General features: G+C 45.6%; 16 protein-coding genes and 2 pseudogenes. 6 read left to right on the top strand and 12 right to left on the bottom strand.

The window, feature by feature from the left end; genetic code table 11:
* Positions 1-28 precede the first annotated feature (28 nt).
* The 6 genes from ISX59_RS10480 to ISX59_RS10455 form a co-directional block, all read right to left on the bottom strand.
* Positions 29-1375, bottom strand: a complete 1347-nt coding sequence (locus ISX59_RS10480) for an NAD(P)/FAD-dependent oxidoreductase (RefSeq protein ID WP_005776382.1) — start codon at positions 1373-1375, stop codon at positions 29-31.
* Between the two features lie 227 nt (positions 1376-1602).
* Positions 1603-2244, bottom strand: coding sequence for a dethiobiotin synthase (gene bioD / locus ISX59_RS10475; RefSeq protein WP_032539804.1), 642 nt, complete (start codon positions 2242-2244; stop codon positions 1603-1605).
* Between the two features lie 31 nt (positions 2245-2275).
* Complete coding sequence (bioC, locus tag ISX59_RS10470; protein WP_220575890.1) at positions 2276-3721, bottom strand: malonyl-ACP O-methyltransferase BioC; 1446 nt, start codon at positions 3719-3721, stop codon at positions 2276-2278.
* Between the two features lie 46 nt (positions 3722-3767).
* Positions 3768-4955 (bottom strand): 8-amino-7-oxononanoate synthase, encoded by a 1188-nt coding sequence (locus ISX59_RS10465; RefSeq protein ID WP_220575889.1) that lies wholly within the window; start codon positions 4953-4955, stop codon positions 3768-3770.
* A gap of 135 nt (positions 4956-5090) precedes the next feature.
* Positions 5091-7328: an adenosylmethionine--8-amino-7-oxononanoate transaminase gene (gene bioA, locus ISX59_RS10460; protein ID WP_217737363.1), complete on the bottom strand. Its 2238-nt coding sequence runs from the start codon at positions 7326-7328 to the stop codon at positions 5091-5093.
* Positions 7318-7725, bottom strand: a complete 408-nt coding sequence (locus tag ISX59_RS10455; protein ID WP_032531862.1) for a hypothetical protein — start codon at positions 7723-7725, stop codon at positions 7318-7320. Before ISX59_RS10455 ends, bioA begins: the two co-directional genes overlap by 11 nt.
* Positions 7726-8052: 327 nt before the next feature.
* On the opposite strand from ISX59_RS10455, the gene ISX59_RS10450 reads away from it, so the two are divergent.
* Both ISX59_RS10450 and ISX59_RS10445 read left to right on the top strand, forming a co-directional pair.
* On the top strand, positions 8053-11181 hold the full coding sequence (locus ISX59_RS10450; protein ID WP_032531863.1) for a TonB-dependent receptor: 3129 nt from the start codon (positions 8053-8055) through the stop codon (positions 11179-11181).
* A gap of 99 nt (positions 11182-11280) precedes the next feature.
* Positions 11281-12873 carry a RagB/SusD family nutrient uptake outer membrane protein gene (locus ISX59_RS10445; protein WP_220575888.1) on the top strand — a complete coding sequence of 531 codons (1593 nt, stop codon included), beginning with the start codon at positions 11281-11283 and terminating at the stop codon, positions 12871-12873.
* A 135-nt stretch (positions 12874-13008) separates the two neighbouring features.
* On the opposite strand, the gene ISX59_RS10440 is transcribed toward ISX59_RS10445, so the two are convergent.
* From ISX59_RS10440 to ISX59_RS10430, 4 genes and pseudogenes are all read right to left on the bottom strand, one after another.
* Positions 13009-14508, bottom strand: a complete 1500-nt coding sequence (locus ISX59_RS10440; RefSeq protein WP_220575887.1) for an L-lactate permease — start codon at positions 14506-14508, stop codon at positions 13009-13011.
* A 127-nt stretch (positions 14509-14635) separates the two neighbouring features.
* Positions 14636-14722: pseudogene (locus ISX59_RS21430) on the bottom strand (IS982 family transposase); the annotation flags it as partial.
* Positions 14723-14860: 138 nt separating this feature from the next.
* Positions 14861-15022 carry a cysteine peptidase family C39 domain-containing protein gene (locus ISX59_RS10435; RefSeq protein ID WP_022013039.1) on the bottom strand — a complete coding sequence of 54 codons (162 nt, stop codon included), beginning with the start codon at positions 15020-15022 and terminating at the stop codon, positions 14861-14863.
* Positions 15019-17226 (bottom strand): TonB-dependent siderophore receptor, encoded by a 2208-nt coding sequence (locus ISX59_RS10430; protein WP_220575886.1) that lies wholly within the window; start codon positions 17224-17226, stop codon positions 15019-15021. The genes ISX59_RS10435 and ISX59_RS10430 overlap by 4 nt, the downstream gene beginning before the upstream one ends.
* Before the next feature lie 265 nt (positions 17227-17491).
* On the opposite strand from ISX59_RS10430, the pseudogene ISX59_RS10425 reads away from it, so the two are divergent.
* A pseudogene (locus ISX59_RS10425) lies at positions 17492-17830 on the top strand (transposase); the annotation flags it as partial.
* 231 nt (positions 17831-18061) lie between these two features.
* Here ISX59_RS10425 and ISX59_RS10420 read toward each other — a convergent pair.
* The gene (locus ISX59_RS10420; RefSeq protein WP_005809119.1) at positions 18062-19510 is read right to left on the bottom strand and encodes a DUF3868 domain-containing protein; all 1449 of its coding nucleotides are present in this window, start codon (positions 19508-19510) and stop codon (positions 18062-18064) included.
* Positions 19511-19564: 54 nt separating this feature from the next.
* Entirely contained in the window at positions 19565-20152 is a 588-nt protein-coding gene (locus tag ISX59_RS10415; protein WP_032531925.1) for a DUF3575 domain-containing protein, read from the bottom strand.
* A gap of 267 nt (positions 20153-20419) precedes the next feature.
* On the opposite strand from ISX59_RS10415, the gene ISX59_RS10410 reads away from it, so the two are divergent.
* From ISX59_RS10410 to ISX59_RS10400, 3 genes are read left to right on the top strand one after another with little or no spacing between them, the layout of a single operon-like run.
* On the top strand, positions 20420-21964 hold the full coding sequence (locus tag ISX59_RS10410; protein ID WP_005776394.1) for an acyl-CoA carboxylase subunit beta: 1545 nt from the start codon (positions 20420-20422) through the stop codon (positions 21962-21964).
* Between the two features lie 18 nt (positions 21965-21982).
* Positions 21983-23494: an acetyl-CoA carboxylase biotin carboxylase subunit gene (gene accC, locus ISX59_RS10405; RefSeq protein WP_005786450.1), complete on the top strand. Its 1512-nt coding sequence runs from the start codon at positions 21983-21985 to the stop codon at positions 23492-23494.
* A gap of 13 nt (positions 23495-23507) precedes the next feature.
* On the top strand, positions 23508-24032 hold the full coding sequence (locus tag ISX59_RS10400) for a biotin/lipoyl-containing protein (protein WP_005809115.1): 525 nt from the start codon (positions 23508-23510) through the stop codon (positions 24030-24032).
* Positions 24033-24040 lie beyond the last annotated feature (8 nt).

Below are 24040 nucleotides of genomic sequence, written 5' to 3'. Positions count from 1 at the left end.
CTGATTCCTGAGCGGAGCGATAATTCCTTTATGGCTGTGTATGGTTCTCTTCACCCCAATGCGTTTTCGCTTCCAGTTCTTCACGGTCACGCACCTCTTTTGCTTTCTTTGCATAAACAATCATTCGCAGAGACTGGTCGTAAGTGAAGTAATTCCATATCCAGTTGAGCAATACGTTTGCTTTGTTTCGCACTCCCAGGATGGAACGTAAGTGAACAACCAACCACATCACCCAGGCCAGCCATCCGGCGGTTTTGAAACTGCTGAACTCTGCTACGGCACGGTTGCGTCCTACGGTTGCCATCGATCCCAGGTTGCGGTAATGGAACGGTTGCATCGGTTTTCCTTTTTCCAGTCTTTGCAGGTTTTTGGCAAGCAGCTCTCCTTGTTGGATGGCTACTTGTGCCAGTTGCGGGTGTCCGTTGGGATAGTTCTTGTCCGTGGTCTGGATACACTGGTCGCCGATTGCGAAAATATGCTCAGTTCCCTGTACACGGTTAAATTCGTCTACCTTGATTCTTCTTCCCCGTCCCAGTAACTCTCCGCTGATATTGCCAAAGGTGATGGCTGCCACACCACTCACCCAGATGAAGGTGCGTGTGGCTATCTCTGTCCCGTCTTCCAACACCACTTTATGATCTTTGTAGTCCGTCACCCGCTTGTTCAGCAGGATGTTGACTCCCATTTCGCGTAGGAACTGTTCGGCATGACGCGATGAATCTTCGGACATTCCGGCCAACAGTCTGTCTCCTGCTTCAATCAGATAGACGTGCATCAGGCTGCTGGGCATATCCGGATAATCATTGGGGAGTACGAACTTTTTCATTTCCGAAAGTACTCCGGCTATCTCCACTCCGGTGGCTCCCCCGCCCACTACGACAACATTAAGCAACTCCTGTCGCTCACGTTCTGTGGCGCAGGTGATTGACCGTTCAAAGTTTGCCAGCAGAGCATTTCTCAATCCCATGGCTTCCGAAACGGTTTTCATAGGCATGGCTTCTTCTTCGATGTGTTCGTTGCCGAAGAAGTTCGAAGTAGTGCCGGCTGCCAATACCAGATAATCATATTCTGCTTTACCGATGGAAGTCTGGATCATCTTTTTCTCGGGGAAAATGGCCCGTACCTCTGCCATGCGGAAGTAAAAGTCTTTTCGCTTTTGAAAAATCTTCCGGAAAGGGAAGGAGATAGAGCTGGGTTCAAGTCCGGCGGATGCGACCTGATAAATCAGGGGAGGAAACTGATGATAATTGTTCTTGTCTACTAAAACAACCTGAAAGCCAGATTTCTTTAGCTTGTTGGCCAACTTGAGACCACCGAAGCCACCACCTACGATGATGACACGCTTCTTGTCGTTTTTTACAATGTTGAAACTCATACTGAAAACTTCTATTTAACCTGATGTGTCTAAAAACTAATGTCATGAAATAAACATTTATCATCGGTATAAAGTTTCCGTAAACAGCAATTAAAATACTTGTTATCATCACAGGTTAAGAGATTACACAAAGATATAACAGCCGGAGTTGCTTATCCTTGAATTGCCTGTTTGTGTAATCCGTTAATCTGTGGTGAAAGAGATTTTGCAATCGTGTACCGTGGCGTTTATAATTCCGGTACTGTCCTGAATTTAGTTTCCGGGAAATGCTTCTTCAGATACCGTTGGATAAATTGCTGTGTATCCTCTTGTATGGTTCGGTCTTCGACTGTGGGATAGAGGTTGTATAATACCGTATCCAGTTCGATGCCCCGGCTTTTAATAGCTTCCAGGCTGAGGAGAGTGTGGTTGATGCTGCCCAGCTTGCCCGAAGTGACAAAAAGTAACGGATAACCCTTTTGCGCTACATAGTCGATGGTCAGGAACTCTTCGGTGAGTGGAACCATCAGTCCGCCGGCACCTTCGAGCAGGACGATGTCGTAACGGTGGCTCAACTCTTCTGTGGCACGTTCTATCTTGTCGAAATCGATGGGCCGTCCGTCGATACGTGAGGCGAGATGTGGAGAACAGGGATAAGAAAAGATTTCAGGCATGGTCAATCCTTCCCGGTCGTCATCGGTAAGGGCGATGTCCATGATGCGGCGGTGCAGGTCGATATCTTCCGAATGACCCGTATTTCCGGTCTGGATAAACTTTTGGGTAATGGTACGTTGGCCTTTCCGGTTCAATTCCCGTGCCAGATAACCTGTGGCATAACTCTTTCCTGCATCTGTATCGATGCCGCTGATAAAATACACATTCTTTTTCATACTTCTTATGTTTGAGACCCGCAGGTCGTTATTATCTTTTCTTTGCAATGATATAAATGGGATGATAGGTCAGTGAAACAGAGCCTTTACCAGGGCTGAACAGACGCTCATATTCCTGACAGAAGAGGCTCAGTTTGCTCCGGGTCCAGGCTCTGTTACAGGTACCCGTCACTCCGGTTTGTTTCAGGTGATAAAGTACTTCCATCGGATTGCTGAAATTCAGTGAGATGACTTCTTCTTCCGTATGCACGATGTCGTATAGTGCCGAGAGCGAAGCAGTCAGTTCTTCTCTCGAACGGTAGGCGAGTCCCTGTCCGGTCAGTTGACGGATCTCCTTCATGTTTTCTTTCCCGAATGTACTGAAGGCGATGTATCCCTTTGCATTCAGGATGTTTTCGCATTTGCGGAAAAAAGCGTCGGGATGCTCAAACCATTGCAGGACGGAACACGAGGTGATCAGTTCCGTTCCGTGGGGAAAAGCAATTGCTTCGGCATCTCCGGGCAGGAAAGAAACCTGTTCGTTCAGGATATCTTCGCAACTGTGGCGCATCTCTTCACAGAGATCATTCAGCAGTAAGCGTTCCGGACGAAACGAACGGAGCAACAAACGCGAGTAAGTACCCGTGCCACAACCGAACTCTACGATGCGGCGGAAAGATTGCCGGGGGAGGTGCTGCTGTAACAGGGTACACATTTTCCGGGCAATCTGCTGTTGCACGCGGGCTTCGTGAGGATAGGTATCGATTGCTTTCGAGAAGCGTTGGGCGATCAGTTGTTTGGAAAAGGGAATAATGGGAGAGAGGTTCTCTTTCAATATCTTATCGTCATAATGTGCTCCTTCATATCGCTGTATTTCAGTGCAATGCCCTTCCCACGCCTGTTCCTGATTCCGGGACGGAAAGATATGGTCTGATTCTCCGATAATCGCTTTATTCCAGACAAAGGCGGATGGGGGCAGTTCGTTGCATTGCTTGCGGATGGCAGCCAGTTCCTCTTTCAACTCCTCAACCGTTCTTTGGGGAGCTATCTCGCAGAAAGCCTTAAAGTCACTTCCCGAACCGCACATCCGCCTGCGAAACTTCTGTAGCGTTGCTTCGCTGAGGTTGTTGAGTGTGCCCTCAAAAATGACGGGAGGGATTCCTTTTGCGTCATCGATGGGGAAAGGAGTACCGTTGATGGCAATGCTTTGCGTTATGGGAAGGTTACTGCCTTGCAGCACTTGTGAAGCAGCCCATACTCCCATTGACCAGGCTACAACCTGTATTTGGGTATATGTGGAGAGCAACGTCTTGTCAAAGTCAAGGGAACGGTAATCATAGCAGATAATCAAGTCTCTATGTTGTGGGAGATAATGTATGAAGGGAGTTTCGTCCATTCCCCATCCGGTAAAGAAGAGAATGACTTCACTCCCGGTCTCTCTCCCGGGGAGAGGAGAGTTCTGAGAATATTTTGTTTGATATAGTCTTTTAAGTATCATAGCTTTATTGTTTATCGTTCACAGTTTATCATTCATCGTTTACAGTTCATCGATTATCATTTACTGTTGATATGAGTTTTTCCACTTCCTCGTCTGTCACGTCTGCGGTCAGTGAAAAGCGGATGCGGGAAGTACCTTCCGGTACTGTAGGCGGACGGACAGGTAATGCGTAGAATCCTTTGCGTTGTAACTCTTTCGCTATTTGTATGGCGGTTACACTTTCACCTGCTACCATAGGCACGATCTGACTGACTGAAGTGGAAGAATAACCTTTCTCCCGGAGCGCAACTCGCAAACACTTACTGATGGCTGCTAAGTGTTCTCTCTTTTCTTGATATTCCGCCAAATGGCGGAGTACGAATGAAGTCCATTGCAGGGTGACGGGCGGAAGACCGGTGGTGAAGATGAAAGGACGCATCTTATTAATCAGATAATCCCGTATTACTTGTCTGCATACTACGTAGGCTCCGGCAGAAGCCAGCGCTTTTCCGAAGGTACCTACCAGAAAGTCGATATCCGCTATGCATCCGTAAGCTTCGGCGCATCCCAGTCCGCCTGCTCCCCGGACACCTACCGCATGGGCTTCGTCCACGTAGAGCAGTATGTTCGGATACTTTTGTTTGAGCTTGATCAGCCGGGGCAGGTCTGCTTCGTCTCCATCCATACTGAAGATGCTTTCGGTAACGATAATCACCTGTTCGTATTGTTTGTGATGGGTTTCAACTAATTTTTCTAACTGGCTGTATTCATTGTGCCGATAACGGATATATTTGGCCTCCGATAACCGGATACCGTCTATCAGGCTGGCATGTACCAGTTTGTCCGCGAGAATCAGTGTCTTTGTGTTGCATATGGCTGGCAGAATACCTGTATTGGCATGATATCCGCAGTTGAATACCAATGCTGCTTCTGTCCCGAAAAGTGAAGACAAGAGATCTTCCAGTTCACCGTATGCGGCAAAATTACCGGTAAGCAGACGGGAGGAAGAGGAAGAGAATTTGACTTCTTCCGGTTTTACTGTCTGCCAGAAAGCATTTAGTAAGACAGTATCATTGGCCAGTCCCAAGTAATCGTTGGACGATAGGTTTAGCATCCGTTGCCCGTTAATGATGACCTCTTTGCCTTGATGAATCAGGGTAGGGAGGATACGGAAATTATTCTGTTCTTTGAGAAGTTTCAACTCCTCAAAGAAACGGACGGATTCATAGCCTTCCGTTTCTTGATTATAGTTCATGATTGTAATGTTTTTGAGTTCACCACAGATTACACAGATTAACACAGATATTTTAATTTAACTCGCAGTAAAATAAATTATTAATCTGTGAGAATCCGTGTAATCTGTGGTGAGTTATATTCATTTCTGATCAGTTTAGAGACAGGTGGAGCCGTCGGTTATACATTTTATCATTCCTTCCGTCAGTTTCGTCAACTGTTCGGATGTAATGATAAACGGGGGCATTACATATACCAGTTTACCAAACGGACGCAGCCAGATCCCTTCTTCTACAAAACGGCGTTGCAGATGTGCCATGTTCACCGGTTCTTTCATTTCGATCACTCCGATGGCACCCAATACCCGTACGTCTGCCACTTGAGGAAGCTTACGCGCCGGAGCCAGTTCACGGTTTAGTTGTGCTTCGATCCGTTTTACATTTTCTTGCCAGCCGGATTCCAGAAGCAGCCGTATCGATGCACACGCCACGGCACATGCCAGAGGATTTCCCATAAACGTAGGCCCGTGCATGAAGGCACCCGGGAAATGGTTGGAGATGCAGTCTGCTACTTCGTTGGTGGTCAGTACTGCCGACAGGGTCATGTATCCTCCTGTCAGGGCTTTTCCGATGCACATGATGTCTGGCTCTACTCCGGCATGTTCCCAGGCGAAGAATTTTCCGGTACGCCCGAATCCGGTCGCTATTTCGTCAAAGATCAACAATACCCCATGCTGTCGGCAGAGGTGTGCAGCTTGCCGTAGGTATTCCGGATGATAGAACCGCATGCCTCCCGCACCTTGTACAATTGGCTCGAGAATGAAAGCTGCCAATTTTCCGGACTGCTTTTCCAGCAGTTGTTCCAGCGGACGGATGTCTTCCGGATCCCATTCGTCTCCGAACCGTGAAGTAGGGGCGGGGAGGAAATGGCGGATAGGGAGTGCCGAACCGAAGATGCTATGCATTCCCGTTACCGGATCGCATACCGACATGGCATTCCAGGTATCTCCGTGGTAACCGCTGCGGATGGTGACGAAATTACTTTTTTCCGGTTGTCCGGCTGCATACCAATACTGTACGGCCATTTTCATCGCTACTTCAACTGCTACCGAACCTGAATCGGCATAGAATATCTTTTGCATGGAAGGCGGAACCAGCGGCAGCAACAGTTTGCCCAGTTCGATAGCCGGATCGTGTGTAAGTCCGCCGAACATGACGTGAGACATCTTGCTGAGTTGCTCTTGTACTGCCCGGTTCAATGCCGGATGATTGTATCCGTGGACTGCACACCACCACGATGACATACCTTCGATCAGTGTCTGCCCGCTTGCTAATGTGATGGTGACACCGTCAGCCCGTTTCACTTTATAGACCGGAAGTGGATTGGAAGTCGAAGTATACGGGTGCCATAAGTGTTCGCGGTCGAACTGTGAGTCGGCAAAATGGTAGCCTTCCGAAAGAATCATCTCTTTGTCATCCGATACTTTAGAGCCAAGAGTAGTCAGCAAATCTCCCACAATGGCGGAGTTAATGCCGATATAGAGCGATTTCCGGACAGCTTCGGGCGTGAGCTGCGAACGTCCCCCGGCAAAGCGCAGGTAGGCTGTAGGGTTGATGAAACGGAAAAGGGCGACTGTTGTCAGTACCTCTTCTTCGCTGAGCGGTGACTGATGTTCGAGCGGAGTGCCCGGTATGGGTTGCAACAGGTTGATCGGGATGGACTGGATGTCGAGCTCGCGGAGCGTGAAGGCAAACTCTATTCGTTGTTCCACGGTTTCGCCCATACCGATGATACCTCCGCAACAAAGGTCCATTCCCACCCGTCGTGCGGCATGCAGGGTCTTCAGTTTCTGCTCCTGTGTATGTGTGGTGCAGAGTGAGTCGAAATGTGAAGGAGCAGTCTCAAGGTTACAGTGATACCGGGTGACTCCGGCATTGTACAGTGCCTGTAATTCTTCTTCGTCCAATAGTCCCAGTGAGGCGCATAGCCGGATAGACGAGTGACGTCGCATTCGTCGTGCGGCTACACAAAGTTCCTTCATGTTTTTAGGCGAAGGTTTCCGACCGCTGGTCACCAGTGAAAAACGATTGATTCCTTGCGCTTCGTTGTATTTGGCCTGACGCAGACACTCTTCCGCACTCACCAGATCGTATACATCTGCCTTCGTCTTGTAGTGGGACGACTGTGCACACCATTTGCAGTTTTCGGGGCAGCGTCCCGAACGGGCATTGATGATGGAACACATGTCGAACTCCTGTGAAGCGCAGAAACGGGTGATTTCGTGCGCTGCATCGTACAACTCTTCTTTTCGGGGAAATTGTGCCAGCCATTCGGCCTGCTCACGGCTGATCGCCGTTCCCTGTAATACTTGGTTTTTGATTTCTTCAATGGTCATAGGATGGGGAATTAAAAAAGAGGTTGCCGGTCCCATTTGGATGGGAGGCAACCTCTTTATATAAAATGTATAAAACGGATGTCGCAACAGCCTGCTGTGCGGCACCTGAATAAGAATGTTTCAAAGATTGAAATGGAATGAAAAGAAAGAGTAAGGGTGTGGGAGACAGTACGGTACTCTCCCAATCTTCTTCCGGGACAGAATCTTCTGTTTCACGTTGCGGGTCAATTCCTTCCGTATGTGGAGTCTGTTGCTTGCACAACGCACATTCCGTAACATTCTTTCTCAATTGTCCGATGGTGACACACAATCCCAAAGTGGCGAATATGGCATAGGCTTTCCGGCTCCACTGGCGGAAGCGGATGAACGAATGCGATATATACCTTTCTTTTTTCATAAGCTATATGGGGGATATCTTGTTATCGGACGGGGGCAAAGCTACAAAGAATCTACGGAATGACCAAGGGATAGCATCGGTTTGTGAACAGAAGTGTCACTTCTACCACAAATGCGGTACAAGAATCCCCTATAAAAGGGATTTCCGGAACAACCTCTATGCTCTACTTTTGCAGCATGGAATGATCCGTGAAAATTAATTAAAAAATGTAGGTGGCTTTTGACACACCTTCAAGAATAAAACAACAATTTCAAAGCTTTTAACAACAATCTGCCGGATTGTGTGTTAAACAAAAGATTCTAATTTAAACATAACTAAACTTAAGGTATGAAGACCAATTTACGTCTATTATTTACGTTGCTCTTTGTGGTTTCGGTTGCAGCATTACATGCCGGGACAATGAATGACATACGTGTTTCGGGCACTGTTGTGTCCGAAGGAGACCCGTTGCCCGGTGTATCGGTATTAGTGAAAGGAACCAGTGTCGGTACCATTACGGGTATCGACGGTAAGTATTCCATTAATGTACCGTCCGATGGTACGCTGGTATTCAGTTTTATCGGACTGAAATCCGTGGAACATAAAGTGGGTGGACGCTCAGTGATCAATGTCGAACTGGTGCCCGACAGCAAACAATTGGAAGAAGTGATGGTAGTAGCCTATGCCACTGCCAAGAAATATAGTTTCACCGGTGCCGCTTCTACCGTTAAAGGTGACGAGATAGCAAAATTACAAACCTCGAGTGTCTCACGTGCCCTTGAAGGAACCGTAGCCGGTCTGCAGGCAAGTGCCGCAAGCGGTCAGCCGGGTACCGATGCAACCATACGTATCCGTGGTATCGGATCCATCAATGCGTCCAGTGCACCTCTTTATGTAGTGGATGGTGTGCCTTATGACGGCAGTGTGAACTCTATCAACCCCGAAGATATTGCATCGATGACGGTTCTGAAAGATGCGGCCTCGGCTGCTTTGTACGGTTCGCGTGGTGCCAATGGTGTAATTATTATCACCACTAAACAGGGACAAAGCGATTCGAAGACTACGGTGAATGTGAAAGCCAGCTTCGGTGGTTCCAATCGTGCGGTACGCGATTACGACCGGATCGGCACCGATCAGTACTTCGAACTTTATTGGGAGGCTTTACGTAACCAATATGCACTTGATACAAAGAATTATACTCCTCAGACGGCGGCTATCAAAGCTTCTAAAGACTTGGTAGGAAAACTCATGGGGAGTGGCCCCAATCCTTATGGGGCTAAATACCCTCAGCCGGTAGGCACGGATGGAAAATTGGTGGACGGGGCCGTTCCACTCTGGAACTTCGATTGGCAGGATGCCATGGAGCAGCAGGCACTTCGCACGGAATTGGGATTGAATGTCTCAGGAGGGGGCAAAACCAATCAATATTACTTCTCTGCCGGATATCTGAATGATAAAGGTATTGCCTTGGAGTCCGGCTATGAACGCTTTAATCTCCGTTCGAACGTGACAAGCCAGATGACCAAATGGCTTCGGGGAGGAGTGAACATGAGCTTTGCCCACTCTTTGCAGAATTATCCTGTATCATCGGATACGAAAACAAGTAACGTCATCAATGCCGGCCGTCTGATGAACGGGTTCTATCCCATCTATCAGATGAACGAAGACGGAACCTATAAACTGGATTCCGAGGGACAGCGGATATACGATTTCGGTTCTTACCGTCCGTCCGGTTCGATGGCTAACTGGAACCTTCCGGCTACATTACCCAATGATAAGTCGGAGCGTATGAAAGATGAATTTTCGGGACGTACTTTCCTTGAAGTTACTTTTATCGAAGGATTGAAGTTTAAAACCAGCTTCAACTTTGACCTGATCAATTATAATTCACTCGACTATACCAACCCTAAAATAGGCCCGGCTGTTAATACCGGAGGTTCATCGAGTCGTGAAAACGACCGTACTTTTTCGTGGACTTGGAATAATATCCTGACTTATGACAAAACCCTCGGAGAGCATCATTTCAACCTGTTGGCCGGACAAGAGGCTTATTCTTACCGTTACGATGTGTTGCGGGCATCCCGTTCGAATATGGCATTGCCCGATTTTCCCGAACTGGCTGTCGGTTCGCTGGTAACCGGAGGGACAGGATACCGCGTCAATTACTCGTTGGTAGGATACTTCTTAAATGCCCAATATGACTATCAAAGCAAATATTTCTTTTCAGGTTCTTATCGGCGGGACGGATCTTCCCGTTTTGCTCCAGAGACCCGTTGGGGTAATTTCTGGTCCGTCGGTGCTTCCTGGCGTATCGATCGTGAAGACTTCATGGTGGCTACGAGCGACTGGCTTTCTGCTCTCACATTGAAGGTTAGTTATGGTGCGCAGGGTAACGATAATTTGGGAACGTATTATGCCAGCAGCGGACTTTATTCGGTGGTGAGCAATAACGGAGAGAATGCATTGGTATCCGATCGTCTGGCTACACCAAAACTGAAGTGGGAAACCAACTTGAATTTCAATGCCGGCATTGACTTCTCGTTGTTCAACAACCGATTCTCCGGTTCGTTCGATTTCTTCCGTCGGCGTTCGAAAGATTTACTCTATTCCCGTCCGCTGGCTCCCTCGCTCGGTTATAATTCAGTAGACGAGAATGTAGGCGAACTAAAGAATACTGGTGTTGAAATCGATCTGAAAGGTACCTTAATCCATACCCGGGACTTTATGTGGCGATTGGGGCTTAACCTGACACATTATAAGAATGTCGTGACTGACCTTCCATTGAAAGATATGCCTGTGAACGGAGTTCATAAACTGGCAGTGGGACGTTCTGTTTATGATTTTTACATGAAGAAATGGGCGGGAGTTGATCCGGAAAACGGGGATCCGTTGTGGTACAAAAATGTGAAAGATGCCAATAACAAGATCACCGGGCGTACGACTACCAATGACTATGCCCAGGCGGATTATTACTATACCGGCAAATCATCCTTACCCAAAGTGTACGGGGGATTTAATACCGCTTTCTCGTATAAGGGTTTTGAACTATCGACAATTTTTGCCTATAGTATCGGAAATTATATCGTGGACCGTGACGTAACTATGCTATGGCATAACGGAAGTTCTACCGGACGTGCCTGGTCGACAGAAATCCTGAACCGTTGGACACCGGAGAATCGATATACTGATGTACCGGCACTAAAAACCGTATCGAACAGTTGGAATGCAAATTCCACACGTAACCTGTTTAATAACTCGTTCCTGCGGATGAAGAATATCACACTATCGTATAACTTCCCGCAACCGATGATAAAGAAGATCAGCCTGAACAGCCTGCAATTGTTTGTACAGGCCGATAATCTGCTCACCGTTTCGAAGAATCAGGGACTCGATCCCGAACAGGATATCAGTGGGTTGACATATTACCGTTATCCGGCTATGCGTTCCATTTCAGGAGGAATCAATGTTTCGTTCTAAGGCTTTAATCCTCAGAAAAGGTACTGTTGCAATAGTATGCTTCAGCTCTATTTAATCATGAATAAATCATATATAGTAAAGTATAAAATAATAGATGATATGAGAACAATACGATTTAACAATAACAGACGTATCTCCTCTTTTCTTTTTCTTCGGAAAGAGGGTAGGAGAGAGACTTCCGTGAGTAATGCCTCCGGAGATAAGATCCCTAAAGGTAAGGTTCCCTTTCTCCTTCTCTTCTTTCTTTTGTTTCTGGGGAGTTGCAGCAGCGACTTCCTCGACAATAAGCCGACAGATGCCGTAGATTCCGGTCTCGTACCCGTGCCTTCGAATGCCGAACGCATCTTTAACGGTGCGTGGTACAATCTGTTCGAATATGGTACCACTTATGCCAACATCGGCTATCGTGCTTTGATGTGCCAGGACGACATGATGGCTGATGACGTAGTTTCACGTCCCATGTATGGGTTTAATTCTTCTTATCAGTTCAACGACGTGGTGATGCCTTCCGACGGGCGTACCACTTTTGCCTGGTATCTGATGTATAAGACCATTGATAACTGTAATACGGCCATTTCTATCCAGGCTACCGGGGATGATGATACACCGGAATTCCGGCATGCCCAGGGACAGGCACTCGCCGTACGTGCTTTCTGTTATCTTCATTTGGCACAGCATTATCAGTTCACCTATCTGAAAGATAAGAATGCTCTTTGTGTGCCGTTGTATACCGAACCCACCAATCCGAATACCAAACCTAAGGGGAAGGCGACTCTTGAAGAGATTTATACACAGATCATTAATGACCTTAACCGTGCCAAAGGGCTTCTTGACGGCTATGTACGTCCGAACGACAAGTCGAAATATAAACCTAACACTGATGTGGTAAACGGACTCCTGGCCCGTACTTATCTGCTCACCGGACAGTGGGACGAAGCTGCTAAAGCCGCGCTTGAAGCAGCCAAAGGATATACTTTGATGACGGACGCCAAAAACTATATGGGTTTCAACGATATATCGAATACCGAGTGGATCTGGGGACATCCGCAATCTGTCAGCCAGTCCGATGCCAGCTATAACTTCTATTATCTGGATGTGGTGGAACCCGATTCATATAATAGTTTTATGGCCGATCCGCATTTCAAGGATACTTTTACCGAAGGTGATATCCGTCTGGAATTGTTCCAGTGGATGCGTGAAGGTTATCTGGGATACCGCAAGTTCCGTATCCGCTCTGATCAGACGGGAGATATTGTCATTATGCGTTCTGCCGAGATGTATCTGATAGCTGCCGAAGCTTTGGCACGTAAAGGTCAATTGGGCGAAGCGGTAAAACCGCTTAACACTTTAAGGAATGCCCGCGGACTGACTGACTATGATCTTACCGGAAAAACACAGGAACAGGTGATTGACGAAATTCTGATGGAGCGTCGTCGCGAATTGTGGGGCGAAGGATTTGGCATTACTGATGTTCTACGTACGCAACGTCCTGTGGTACGTGTCGCACTGACTGATGTGGAAGCTGCCAAGGAGTACGATTGTTGGCAGCAGAACGGCACTTTCAAGAAGTATCATCCGGAAGGACATTGGTTCACCAGCTTCCCCGATGGAACGAAGTTTGTGCCCAATAGTAAGTATTATTTGTATTCTATTCCTGAAAAAGAGACGAATGCAAATACGAATCTGAAATAAGAAACCATAGTCAACTGATTTTATATAACCTGTTTCTGAAAAATCAGATAGATTAATACAATAGACAAAAGGTGTGTCATAACTCTGCGGTGAATAAGAGTTGCGACACACCTTTTTTATCAATACCGTTAATGGTTAACTGAATATATACACAATGATTCCCGTAATGACTACATAAGCCAGTGCATATGGAATGGCTGCTTTCAGGATTTCTCCTTCTTTCCCTTGTTGGTTTCCTGCCGATGTAGCGATGGCGATACTTTGAGGAGAGATGATTTTGCCTCCTGTCGCACCTACCGTATTGGCTGCTGATAACCAGTCCGGACTGACATTGATATGTCCTGCTACGCTGGCTTGCAGCTTTCCGAAGAGGATGTTCGAGGATGTATCACTTCCGGTGATGAAGGTACCCAAACAGCCGATAACCGGAGCAAAGAGAGGGTAGAGGCTTCCGGTGGCTGTGGCGAGTGCAGTGGCAATCACGGAAATCATGCCTGCCGTATCCATAATGGTAGATAACCCCACCAGGCAGATAACGGTGACGAACGTTTTCTTTAATTGTTTCACCGTGTTCCATAAAACGACAAACAGCTCTTTCACTTTGGCTCCCTGTATCAGACCGCCTACAAACGTGCCTACGAAAAGCAGAACTCCGGCATGTGTCAGCCAGGCGATGGTATAGTTCACGGTGGAGTCATTGATGGGGAGGCTGATGCGTGTCACCCAGTTATTTTCAAGCGTACTTCGGAGTCCCGGGAAAAGCGGACTGGTCAGTATGATCAGTAACAAAATCAGCAGATAAATGCTCCAAGCGTTTAGGATATCTTTACCCTTCAACATGCTTTTCTGTTCTTTCTCTTTTTTCGGAGAGGTCAGTTTGCCATAAATAACGATAACGATGATAGACAAGATGCTGCCGATGATAGCCGGTGATTCCGCCCCCATATATCGGGCCGCAACGTACTGGCTGCCTAAAGATACAGCGCCTACCAGCAGTGCCAGAAATAGGTTTTTGGGTAATGATTTTATTTTCGGGTCGGTCAGGAAGAGCAGTACCAACGGTATCAGGAACATTAGTACGGAAAGTTGCAGTACGACGTTCGTACTCAGCACCTGTACATCCAGATTGGTTTCTTTGGCGAGTACCAGCACCGGTGTACCTATGGCACCGAAAGCCGTAGCCACACTATTGGCAATCAGGCTGACGGTAGCTGAAAAAATGGGTTTGAATCCCAGACTGATCAGGATAGCGGCGGGGATGGCAACAGCTGTACCAAAACCTGCCATAGCTTCAAGCAACCCTCCGAACCCCCAGGTAAGGAGCAGTACCTGGATACTTTTATCGGTAGAGATGGAAGAGAATTGTTGTTTGATAATCTCCATCTTCTCTGTTTTCAGCAATACATTGTAGCTGAAGATAGCCATCAGGATGATAATCAGGATGGGAGAAACCGCTTTCAGTGCACCGTATACGAATGAAAATACCAAGTTGTCTACCGCATAATGGAATCCGAAAAGAGCTATCAGCATAGTTACTATGAGGGAGATGACGCTACTTTTGTCACCCGGCATTTTAAAAAATGCCATTAATACAATCAAGAGCAATACCGGAACGATAGCAAGGATCAGTGTCATAATTGTCTGTTTTTAATAGTTGATGTTTAAGTTAAGATATTGATATAACAAAACCGGAACCTGTTTTGACGGATGAAATAATTATTTTTTTGCTGTATAGCGGTAAATAACGTGAGTTCGATATAATCTAAAACATGGCAAGCTGCCTGTCCTTGATAATATTAACATCAATGGCAGGCTTCTTTTCAAAGAAACAGTAAGCCGCAATGGCAGCTATGTGAAATAGATACTCAGATCTATTGTTTCGTTTTGTGTGATTTTTGAAGAATTACAAAGTGATTTTTATTTGAATGAAGAATGCAAGGAGTAATTGAATTTCTGTGAGTTCTTGGATTGTCAACTTGCGACTATATTAAAGATTGCGCGATAGCATAGATACGCCATTCCATAATTCGGCAATTTTATCGCGTGTCAGATTATGGCCATAATAATACGAGATCATAGCCAGGCAGGCTATGCCACAATCCATCGCATTATATTGAGAATAAAACTTAAACTTTTTACATTTACTCATTTACGATCATTATCGAAATAAGTGTTTACCTTCTCCATCCGTTTTGATTTACCTGCCGTGAAATAGTAATTGATCCGGAGCATGAAACCTTTTGAATTACGCTTAAAATAGTCTCTTTGTGAATAAGTATCACTAATAGTATGCACCACCTCTGCTGATTCCACTATGGATTGATAGCCTGCAAAAACGTTGAGATTCAATTTATCAAAATTCTTCATTATGAAGATGGCGTTAATTGAACGAAGTGGAGCTATATATCCTGTAGTAGTAAGAGTCTTACTATTATATGATCCGTAAGTGCCGCAACCGAATCCCATTGGAAAAGCAAGCATGGCAGTTCCGCCGAGTTTATACAGAAAATTACTTCGCTTAACGCCATTGTAGCCCATAGTCTCATAAGCCGCACTAAGCTCAGGGTCAATGCTAATCGCTCCACCAAGGAAGTTGAGTGAACCATTGATTCTCAGACCCGCTCTCTCAAGCTTACCTCCGTTTGTAAATGTGCTTATTGTGTTTAGCTCATTGTCGTGTAAAATTTGGTTTACTATCAGATTATTACTTTTATGATAGTATGGTATAGTGTTGATGGTTATGGCATCCGTTCTATAAGTGTATGTTAGTTCAAACACTTTGTATTGTTGGAGTTTGAGATTGGGGTTGCCTCGTGATATGGTCTTTTCGTCATCTTTTATTTCATACGGTGCCATCATCCATGCTGATGGATAGTTTGTAAGGTATTTGAATTCAGCTTTCAGAGTGTTTTCATTATTTATTTTCATTATAGCAGCAGCCGTTGGCATAAGTGTAAACTGTGAACTGGAGCCATAAGCTTTGTCCTTAAACTCGTTTGCATTTACTTCGCCTTTTGCACCGACTCTAAATTGAAACTTGCCAACAGAGGCGTTTAGATCGGCAAATAGGTTACAACGATAGTTCTTCAGGTTATTTTCGTTCGGCTCATTGTTGAGCGAACCTTTAAAATCCTGAAAATAGCCTTGCACGCCTGTGTTGAGATGAAAAACGTCACTTAAAACGTTATTGTACTCTACTCGTAACGTAGTCGAAAATTTATTTCCCAATTCACGATTCATAAAAGGCTGAGTTCCATCCTGATATTTAGTATCAACATCTTCAATCGCATCCATAAAGCCGAAATTGGCATTAATAGAAAAGTAATCCTTCGCCTTATTTTTCATCGAATGGCGATAATATAACGTATAGTTACCCATCCAGTACCTATTGGCAAAACGAGTGTTAAACGGCGAAAGATCGTACTGCTTCCCGTCAATGATATTGAAGGCTGAATAATCAATCTCTTTACGAGTACGAACCTGCTTAGTGCTGGTGGTGATATTGAAAAAGTCACGTGGGGTTATTTGGTAGTCGAGATTAAGACCGATGTCATGTGTCATTTCAAAAGGTTTAGCCGAATATCCAATTTTTCCATATAGTTCGTCCGTTAATTGGTCGGTACGTTGTTGTTGGATATCGAATGGATTGGCACGGTAATAGTTATCATAAGACATTTTTAGTCTCACTTTGTCCGATCCCCACGTTACTCCCACATAAGTGTCGTTAGAGCGTAAATCTAATTTCAGCGTTTCTTCAACATCAACCGAAATGCCTTTTTGAGCCTTAGGTTTGAGTATGATATTAATAATACCGTCATACTCCACTTCCGTGCCACTTGACGGCGAAGTAATCACCTCTACTTTTTCCACATCCCTGAAGTTGATTGAGCGCATATCTACCGAAGTTCCGGTATTCACGCCATTAAGCAATACAAGGGTATTCTCTTTACCCATAATTCTTATTTTCCGGCTTAGTTCATCTACAGCAATTTCCGGTATCTTACGCATAAGATCAGTAGATGTATATACATTCTTTAACCTGAGGCTGTCGATAATATAGGAAGTTTTGTCTACAGATACCCGGGTTCTGTAATTACCCAATACGGTTACTTGATCCATCTCCATGCTGAGCTCTATCGCTTTCAGAGGGATGACGCCCAAATCAATTTCCCGTTCAATCGCTTGTTCATCAAGAACAATATTTTTAGTAAAATATCCGTTATTGCTTATTACAACCTGACAACCGCCTTTATCTATTTTGATCTTATCGAATGCAAAAGAGGCATCTTCCGATTCAACCATACCGGTAAACAGCATCTTATTGTTGTTGTCGATAACGCTTACAAGCGTCATCGTAACAGGAGCAAGCGTTAAGCTATCTACGGTTTGACCTTTGAGTTGAATCTCTTTTGAAAAAACATTATTTAAACTCAATGTAAGATATAATAATACAAGCAAAGTGTTTTTCATTATCCTAAGTTTGACGTGAGTTCGATATAAGTATTAAATTATTTCTCTGAATAATAGTAACGTAGCGATAAAAGTATTAAATTTATAGTGCTAAATTATAACATTAAAAACAATTACTGCTATATTTTCAGAGGCTAAAGTTACATAAATATATTGTTTGGCTGGCGATTTCCTCCATAAATTTGCATTATAGCAAGAAAAATATACGATTAGGTTTATTCCGGTACTTATGAACCGGAATAAACCTAATCGTATGAATGATGATGAAATCACGGTCATCCTTATCTTATTCCACTCGGGAGGTTTCCGTTGTTTTAGGCATTATTACAAGGAATATGTTTGCAAACATCTGGTACATTTTTTCCAAAACCGTATATCTTGCAGGCGTTTCGTGGATTCCACCCCACTTCGTGTGTGTTGTAATCAACGCATACTGATTCATGAAACTTTTAGAGGGCATGCCGAACGTGGAAAATGTTCCATGGGGTGATAATAACTTTATTGCTAATTCACTCTGCCATTGCGGCTTACTGTTTCTTTAAAAGAAGTCTGCAGTTGATGTTAATTTTTTCAAAGACAGATAGTTTTCTATGTTTTAAGTTATATCGAACTCACGTTAAATAAAAAAAGGTGTAGCCCTCCGCATGGAAAGGCTACACCTTTTGGTCCGGATAGCTACACCCTTTTCATCGGATGGCTACACCCCAATGGCGGGGATTTATTTTTTCTTCATATTCAAGATCTGTTGCAGCTGCTGCAGGTTGGCTTTAGCGGCCTCGTTACCCATCTGGGCAGCTTGGTTGAAGGCAGCGACAGCACGTTGTACATCTCCATTGAGGAAGTTGTATACACCTACGTTGTTGATGAATTCTGCTGTTTGATGGTTGGCTTTATCCATATACTTGATTGCGTTTTCCAGATCTTTCTTGGTCAGTGATACGGCGGCGGCATTCAGGTTGGCTACTTCATCGTTCGGATACATACGTACAGCGATGTCGAATACATTCACGAAGTCGTTGCTTCCTTTTGGATAGCTGTTGGCCACCTGATACATCTCGTTCAGACTCAGGTATTTCGGGTTGACTTTTATCACCACCCGTCCTTGCTCTACATCGAAGTTGGCTACGGTGTAGTCTATCTTGCAGTTCACTTTGCGGAGTCCGGGATAAATCTCTTTCAACATCGTACGGTAGGGTACGCCTCCGTCCACGCGCATGATTTCCTGTTTGCGGCGTGCATCGTCAGTCGTATTCTTGATGATACCGATAAATTTATCTTTATCCTTCATTGACGATTTTTCCAATGCTTGTACCAATCCGTCCCAGTTTTCACCACCAAAAGTTACTTTGTAAAGTTTGCCGGGAACTTTTTCGTTGGTAGTCAGATAATTCTTCAGAGCTTCGGCACGTTTCTGCGACAGTTGTTCGTTGAATTTCAACGGACCCTCCGGTGAAGCGAATCCTTCGATACTGATTCCTGTTACTGTCAGGTTCTTGTCATTCTGAATCTTGTCGAACATAGCATGAATGTTCATCAGTTCTTTGTGGTTATTCATGAATTCCGGCTGGATAACAGCTTTGCTTACAGGGAAATCGAGGTGGGCCTCATACTGCTCGCTACGGTTTTTCACAACTTCTACAGTAGGCTGAATATAAGCAACCACCGGTACCATGGCGCTCAGGCGTTTGGCTTCGGTAGAGACATCGTTGGTGATCAGTTCCTGTGCGAGCATCTCTTCGTTATTGCCGCATCCGCAGAGGTTTTCAACCAGATTCAGTGAGGCATTTGCCATCCAGGGTTCATAAGGGATCACTTGGGCATAATTTAGTACTTCTCTTTTATTATAAGGTACCACGATACCGGCAGGCAGTTCGCGGCTGATGGCTAATCCGCGTAAGTAAGCTTTCTGACGGCGTTTACCGTTAATGATGATCTCTTCCAGCGCTACGTTGTGCTGTCCGTCTGTCAGGAGAGGAGTAAGTGTGAGCATACGTTCGGGACTGACCGTTAGATTCTTCATATCGACCTGCATGTCTACATAAAGCGAATTGCCTTGTTGCCACAGCGAAACATCGGATAGACTGATGGCATCTTTAAAGAATTTCTGGGCACTGGCCGGCATAACAACTGCGAGGGCCAAGAGGAAATATATGATTTTTCTTTTCATTGTTACTATTGATTTAGTTTTTTATAATTGGTTCCGGAGAATGTGTGGGGGGATTTACTTGATAGTATAAATAATGCTGAGTCCTATTTTCGTCGGACCGAAATAGTTCTTGTTGTTATGTCCCAGCTTTTCACCACATTTGCCACACGCATATTTATCGTAGTTCAGGCGGGCATATCCTGCACCGATGGTAGCTTCCATACTCCAGCGATTCTTGAGTATCCAGTGGTAACCGTAAGAGATACCTGCACCGTATATCTTACCGTCATAGCGGTAGTTGCCCAATCCGAAGATGTCGAGATTGCTCATGTTGACATCGGCGTAATGGCCGTGCAGGCCGAAAAAGCTACCGTTGAAACGTTCGCAAAGCCAGTAACGGAGTTCGGGTTGTACCAGCCAGTGCTTGATTTGTCTGTTTTTGGAGAATTTCCAGGGGTTGTAGTTGCCCGATACGTCAAGAGTAAGTTTTTTCGCCAAAGCCACTTCAAATCCCAGGTTCGGAGTACTGGTAGCCCAGTAGAGGGCGTTGGTTTTGATGGCAAACTTGGGCAGATAAGTTTTTGTTCCCTGCTCTTGTGCATGTATGCCTGTGGCAAACACAAGCAGGAAGCATGCTGCTAAAAAAAGTTTGATTGTTCTCATTTTCATTTTGGTCTAGGTTTTTACATAAACTATTTGCGAGATTAAACGTCTGAGAGGGGAAGTTTGTTGACTCATACTCAAAATAATGTTATAGGACATGCACGCTAACATTTTTAAGCAAATAATTGTTATCCTAATAAAGTCGGGATTCCAAACTTTTCATTTTCTCCGGGAAAGAGGATGAAAATAAACAAGCAATTGTAATTTGGATTACATCTATTCTCTTTTTTGCATGCTAACTTTACATATACTTTAAAATAATAGCCTATGAAAGAGCTTATCAATCGCCTGGAAGAACTGAACAGGCAAGCTGAAAAAGGTGGCGGAGACGCCCGTATCGAGAAACAGCATTCTGTCGGAAAACTGACGGCACGTGAACGCATCGACCTGCTTCTGGAGAAAGGGTCATTTATTGAACTCGATAAACTGGTAACCCACCGTTGTACCGATTTCGGTATGGAGAAACAGAAGATTTCCGGTGACGGGGTTGTGACCGGATACGGAATGATCGGCAAACGGCTTGTCTATGTTTTTGCCCAGGATTTTACCGTTTTTGGCGGTGCACTGTCCGAAACGTATGCCAAGAAGATTTGTAAAGTGATGGATATGGCTATGCAGATGGGGGCACCCATCATCGGACTGAACGATTCTGGAGGAGCCCGCATTCAGGAAGGAGTCCGTTCGTTGGCCGGTTATGCGGAGATATTCCTACGCAATTCTTTAGCCTCGGGTGTCATTCCGCAGATCAGTGCCATCATGGGTCCATGTGCGGGCGGGGCAGTCTATTCGCCAGCATTGACCGATTTTATCCTGATGGTGAAAAACTCCGGTTATATGTTTATTACCGGTCCCGATGTGGTAAAAAGTGTTACGCAGGAGGAGGTCAGCAAAGAAGATCTGGGAGGGGCAGATGTCCATACTATGAAGTCGGGGGTGGCGCATCTTTCTGCCGAAAATGATATTGAATGTATCAATTACATCCGTGAACTGATTTCTTATCTGCCCGGCAATAATATGGAGGAACCTCCGTTTGTGGCTACCACCGATTCTCCGACGCGGCTTACGCCCGAACTATCGGAACTCGTGCCTACCAACCCCAATCAGCCATACGATATAAAAGAGATGATCCGTGCCGTGGCGGATGATAATAGCTTCTTTGAATTACAGGAAGAATTTGCCCGTAACATCGTTATCGGCTATATCCGCCTGAACGGGAAAACGATAGGAGTGGTGGCCAATCAGCCGTTGGCATTGGCCGGAACACTCGATATCAATGCTTCTATCAAAGCGGCACGTTTTGTGCGTTTCTGCGATGCGTTCAATATTCCGTTGCTCACGCTGGTCGATGTGCCGGGGTTCCTTCCGGGTGTGGATCAGGAGTATGGTGGCATTATCCGTAACGGTGCTAAACTGCTTTATGCTTATTGCGAAGCCACTGTACCTAAAGTGACTGTCATTACCCGTAAAGCTTATGGCGGTGCTTATGACGTAATGAGTTCCAAGCATATCAGGGGAGATGTGAATCTGGCATACCCTACTGCCGAGATTGCCGTAATGGGGCCGGACGGTGCGGTGAATATTCTGTTCCGCAAAGAGATTGACAAAGCCGCAGATGCCGAGGCGAAAAGAAAAGAGCTACAGGATGATTATCGCAGTAAATTTGCCAATCCGTACCGGGCTGCCGAATTGGGCTATGTAGACGAGGTTATCGACCCTGCCATTACACGTATGCGCCTGATACGCAGTTTTGAGATGCTCGCTAATAAGCGGCAGTCCAATCCACCGAAGAAACATTCAAACCTTCCACTTTAAAGCAGAGGAGAACATCGTATGATAAAAAAGATATTAGTTGCGAACCGTGGCGAGATTGCCATGCGTATTTTCCGTACCTGTCGGGTGATGAATATTGCTACGGTGGCTATTTATACCCGCGTAGACCGTGGTGCCTTGCATGTACGTTATGCCGAAGAGGCTTATTGTATCTCCGATTCGCCGGAAGATACCTCTTATCTGAAGCCGGAGAAGATTCTGCAGATTGCTAAAAAGACGGGAGCTGCCATTCATCCGGGATATGGCTTTCTGTCTGAGAATGCGGACTTCGCCCGTCGTTGTGAGGAAGAAGGGGTTATCTTTATTGGTCCGAGTGCCGATATTATTGCCCGAATGGGTATTAAGACTGAGGCCCGCCGGATTATGCGTGAAGCCGGTTTACCGATCGTACCGGGCACGGAAGATCCGGTGAAAGGCATTGCCGAAGCCAAAAAGGTGGCTGCCGAAGTAGGCTATCCCATTATGCTGAAAGCACTTGCCGGAGGTGGTGGGAAAGGTATGCGTCTGGTACGCAGTGAAGAGGAGATGGAAACCGCACTTCGCCTTTCGCAATCCGAAGCCGGAACTTCATTTGGCAACGATGCCGTTTATATTGAAAAATATATCGAGAATCCGCATCATATTGAGGTGCAGATACTGGGCGATAAATATGGCAATGTGATTCATCTGTACGAACGTGAATGTTCCATTCAACGGCGTAACCAGAAAGTGATCGAAGAGTCGCCTTCTCCTTTTGTGAAGCCCGAAACACGTGCCAAAATGCTGAAGGTGGCAGTGGAAGCCTGCAAACGAATCAACTATTACAGTGCTGGTACGCTGGAGTTCATGATGGACAAAGACCAGAACTTTTATTTTCTGGAGATGAACACCCGTCTGCAGGTAGAGCATCCGGTGACGGAAGAATGTACGGGAGTGGATTTAGTGCGAGACATGATTTTGGTGGCTGCGGGCAACCGCCTCCCTTACCGGCAGGAAGATGTCGAATTTCGGGGTGCTGCCATCGAATGCCGCATCTATGCCGAAGATCCTGAAAATAACTTTATGCCTTCACCCGGGGTGATTACTGTCCGTGAGGCTCCCGAAGGGCGTAATGTTCGTTTGGACAGTGCTGCCTACGCCGGCTTTGAGGTTTCTCTACATTACGACCCGATGATTGCCAAACTTTGTTGTTGGGGGCGTAACCGTGATTCTGCCATTTCGAATATGGCCCGTGCACTGCGAGAATACAAGATTTTAGGTATCAAGACTACGATTCCTTTCCACCAGCGTGTGTTGAAGAATGCGGCTTTCCTGAAAGGAGAATACGATACTACTTTCATCGACACCCGTTTCGACAAGGAAGACCTGAAGCGCAGGCAGAATACAGATCCGACTGTAGCGGTGATTGCTGCTGCGCTGAAGCACTATGAAGAAGAAAAAGAGGCTGCTTCACGCGCCACTACGCTTCCGGTAGTAGGAGATTCGCTTTGGAAATATTACGGCAAGTTGCAGATGACTGCCAATAACTATTAAACTCAGAATGATTATGACAACAATATTAGCAACCTATTATGCCAAGATACAGGATGTGCCCGACAGTGAATACAAAGTGGAGATACTGGAAGACGGGCCTGTGAAGAAAGTGGCGGTTAACGGAAAAGTATATGATGTGGACTATAATGTAGGAGGTGATTCTATCTATTCCATCATCATCAATCATCATTCGCACGGAGTACAGATATCTCCGACTTCCCATTCCTCCTATACCATTATGAATAAGGGGGAACTTTATCAGATTGAACTGAAAGGGGAGTTGGAAAAGATTCATAATGCCCGTAACGGAGCAGATGTCGTAGGACGTCAGGTGGTTGTGGCTCCTATGCCGGGTGTTATCCTGAAAACTTATGTGAAGAAAGGAGACGAAGTGAAGAAGGGTGATCCGCTATGTGTGTTGGTCGCCATGAAGATGGAGAATGAAATTCGTTCGGTGGCCGATGGGGTGGTGAAAGAGATTTTTGTGGAAGAAAATACGAAAGTGGGATTAAATGACCGCATCATGGTGGTTGAGTAACAAACAGG

It is taken from the genome of Bacteroides sp. FSHCM14E1, from assembly GCF_019633785.1.
Classification (GTDB): domain Bacteria; phylum Bacteroidota; class Bacteroidia; order Bacteroidales; family Bacteroidaceae; genus Bacteroides; species Bacteroides hominis.
This window is presented reverse-complemented; position numbering and strand designations above follow the sequence as displayed.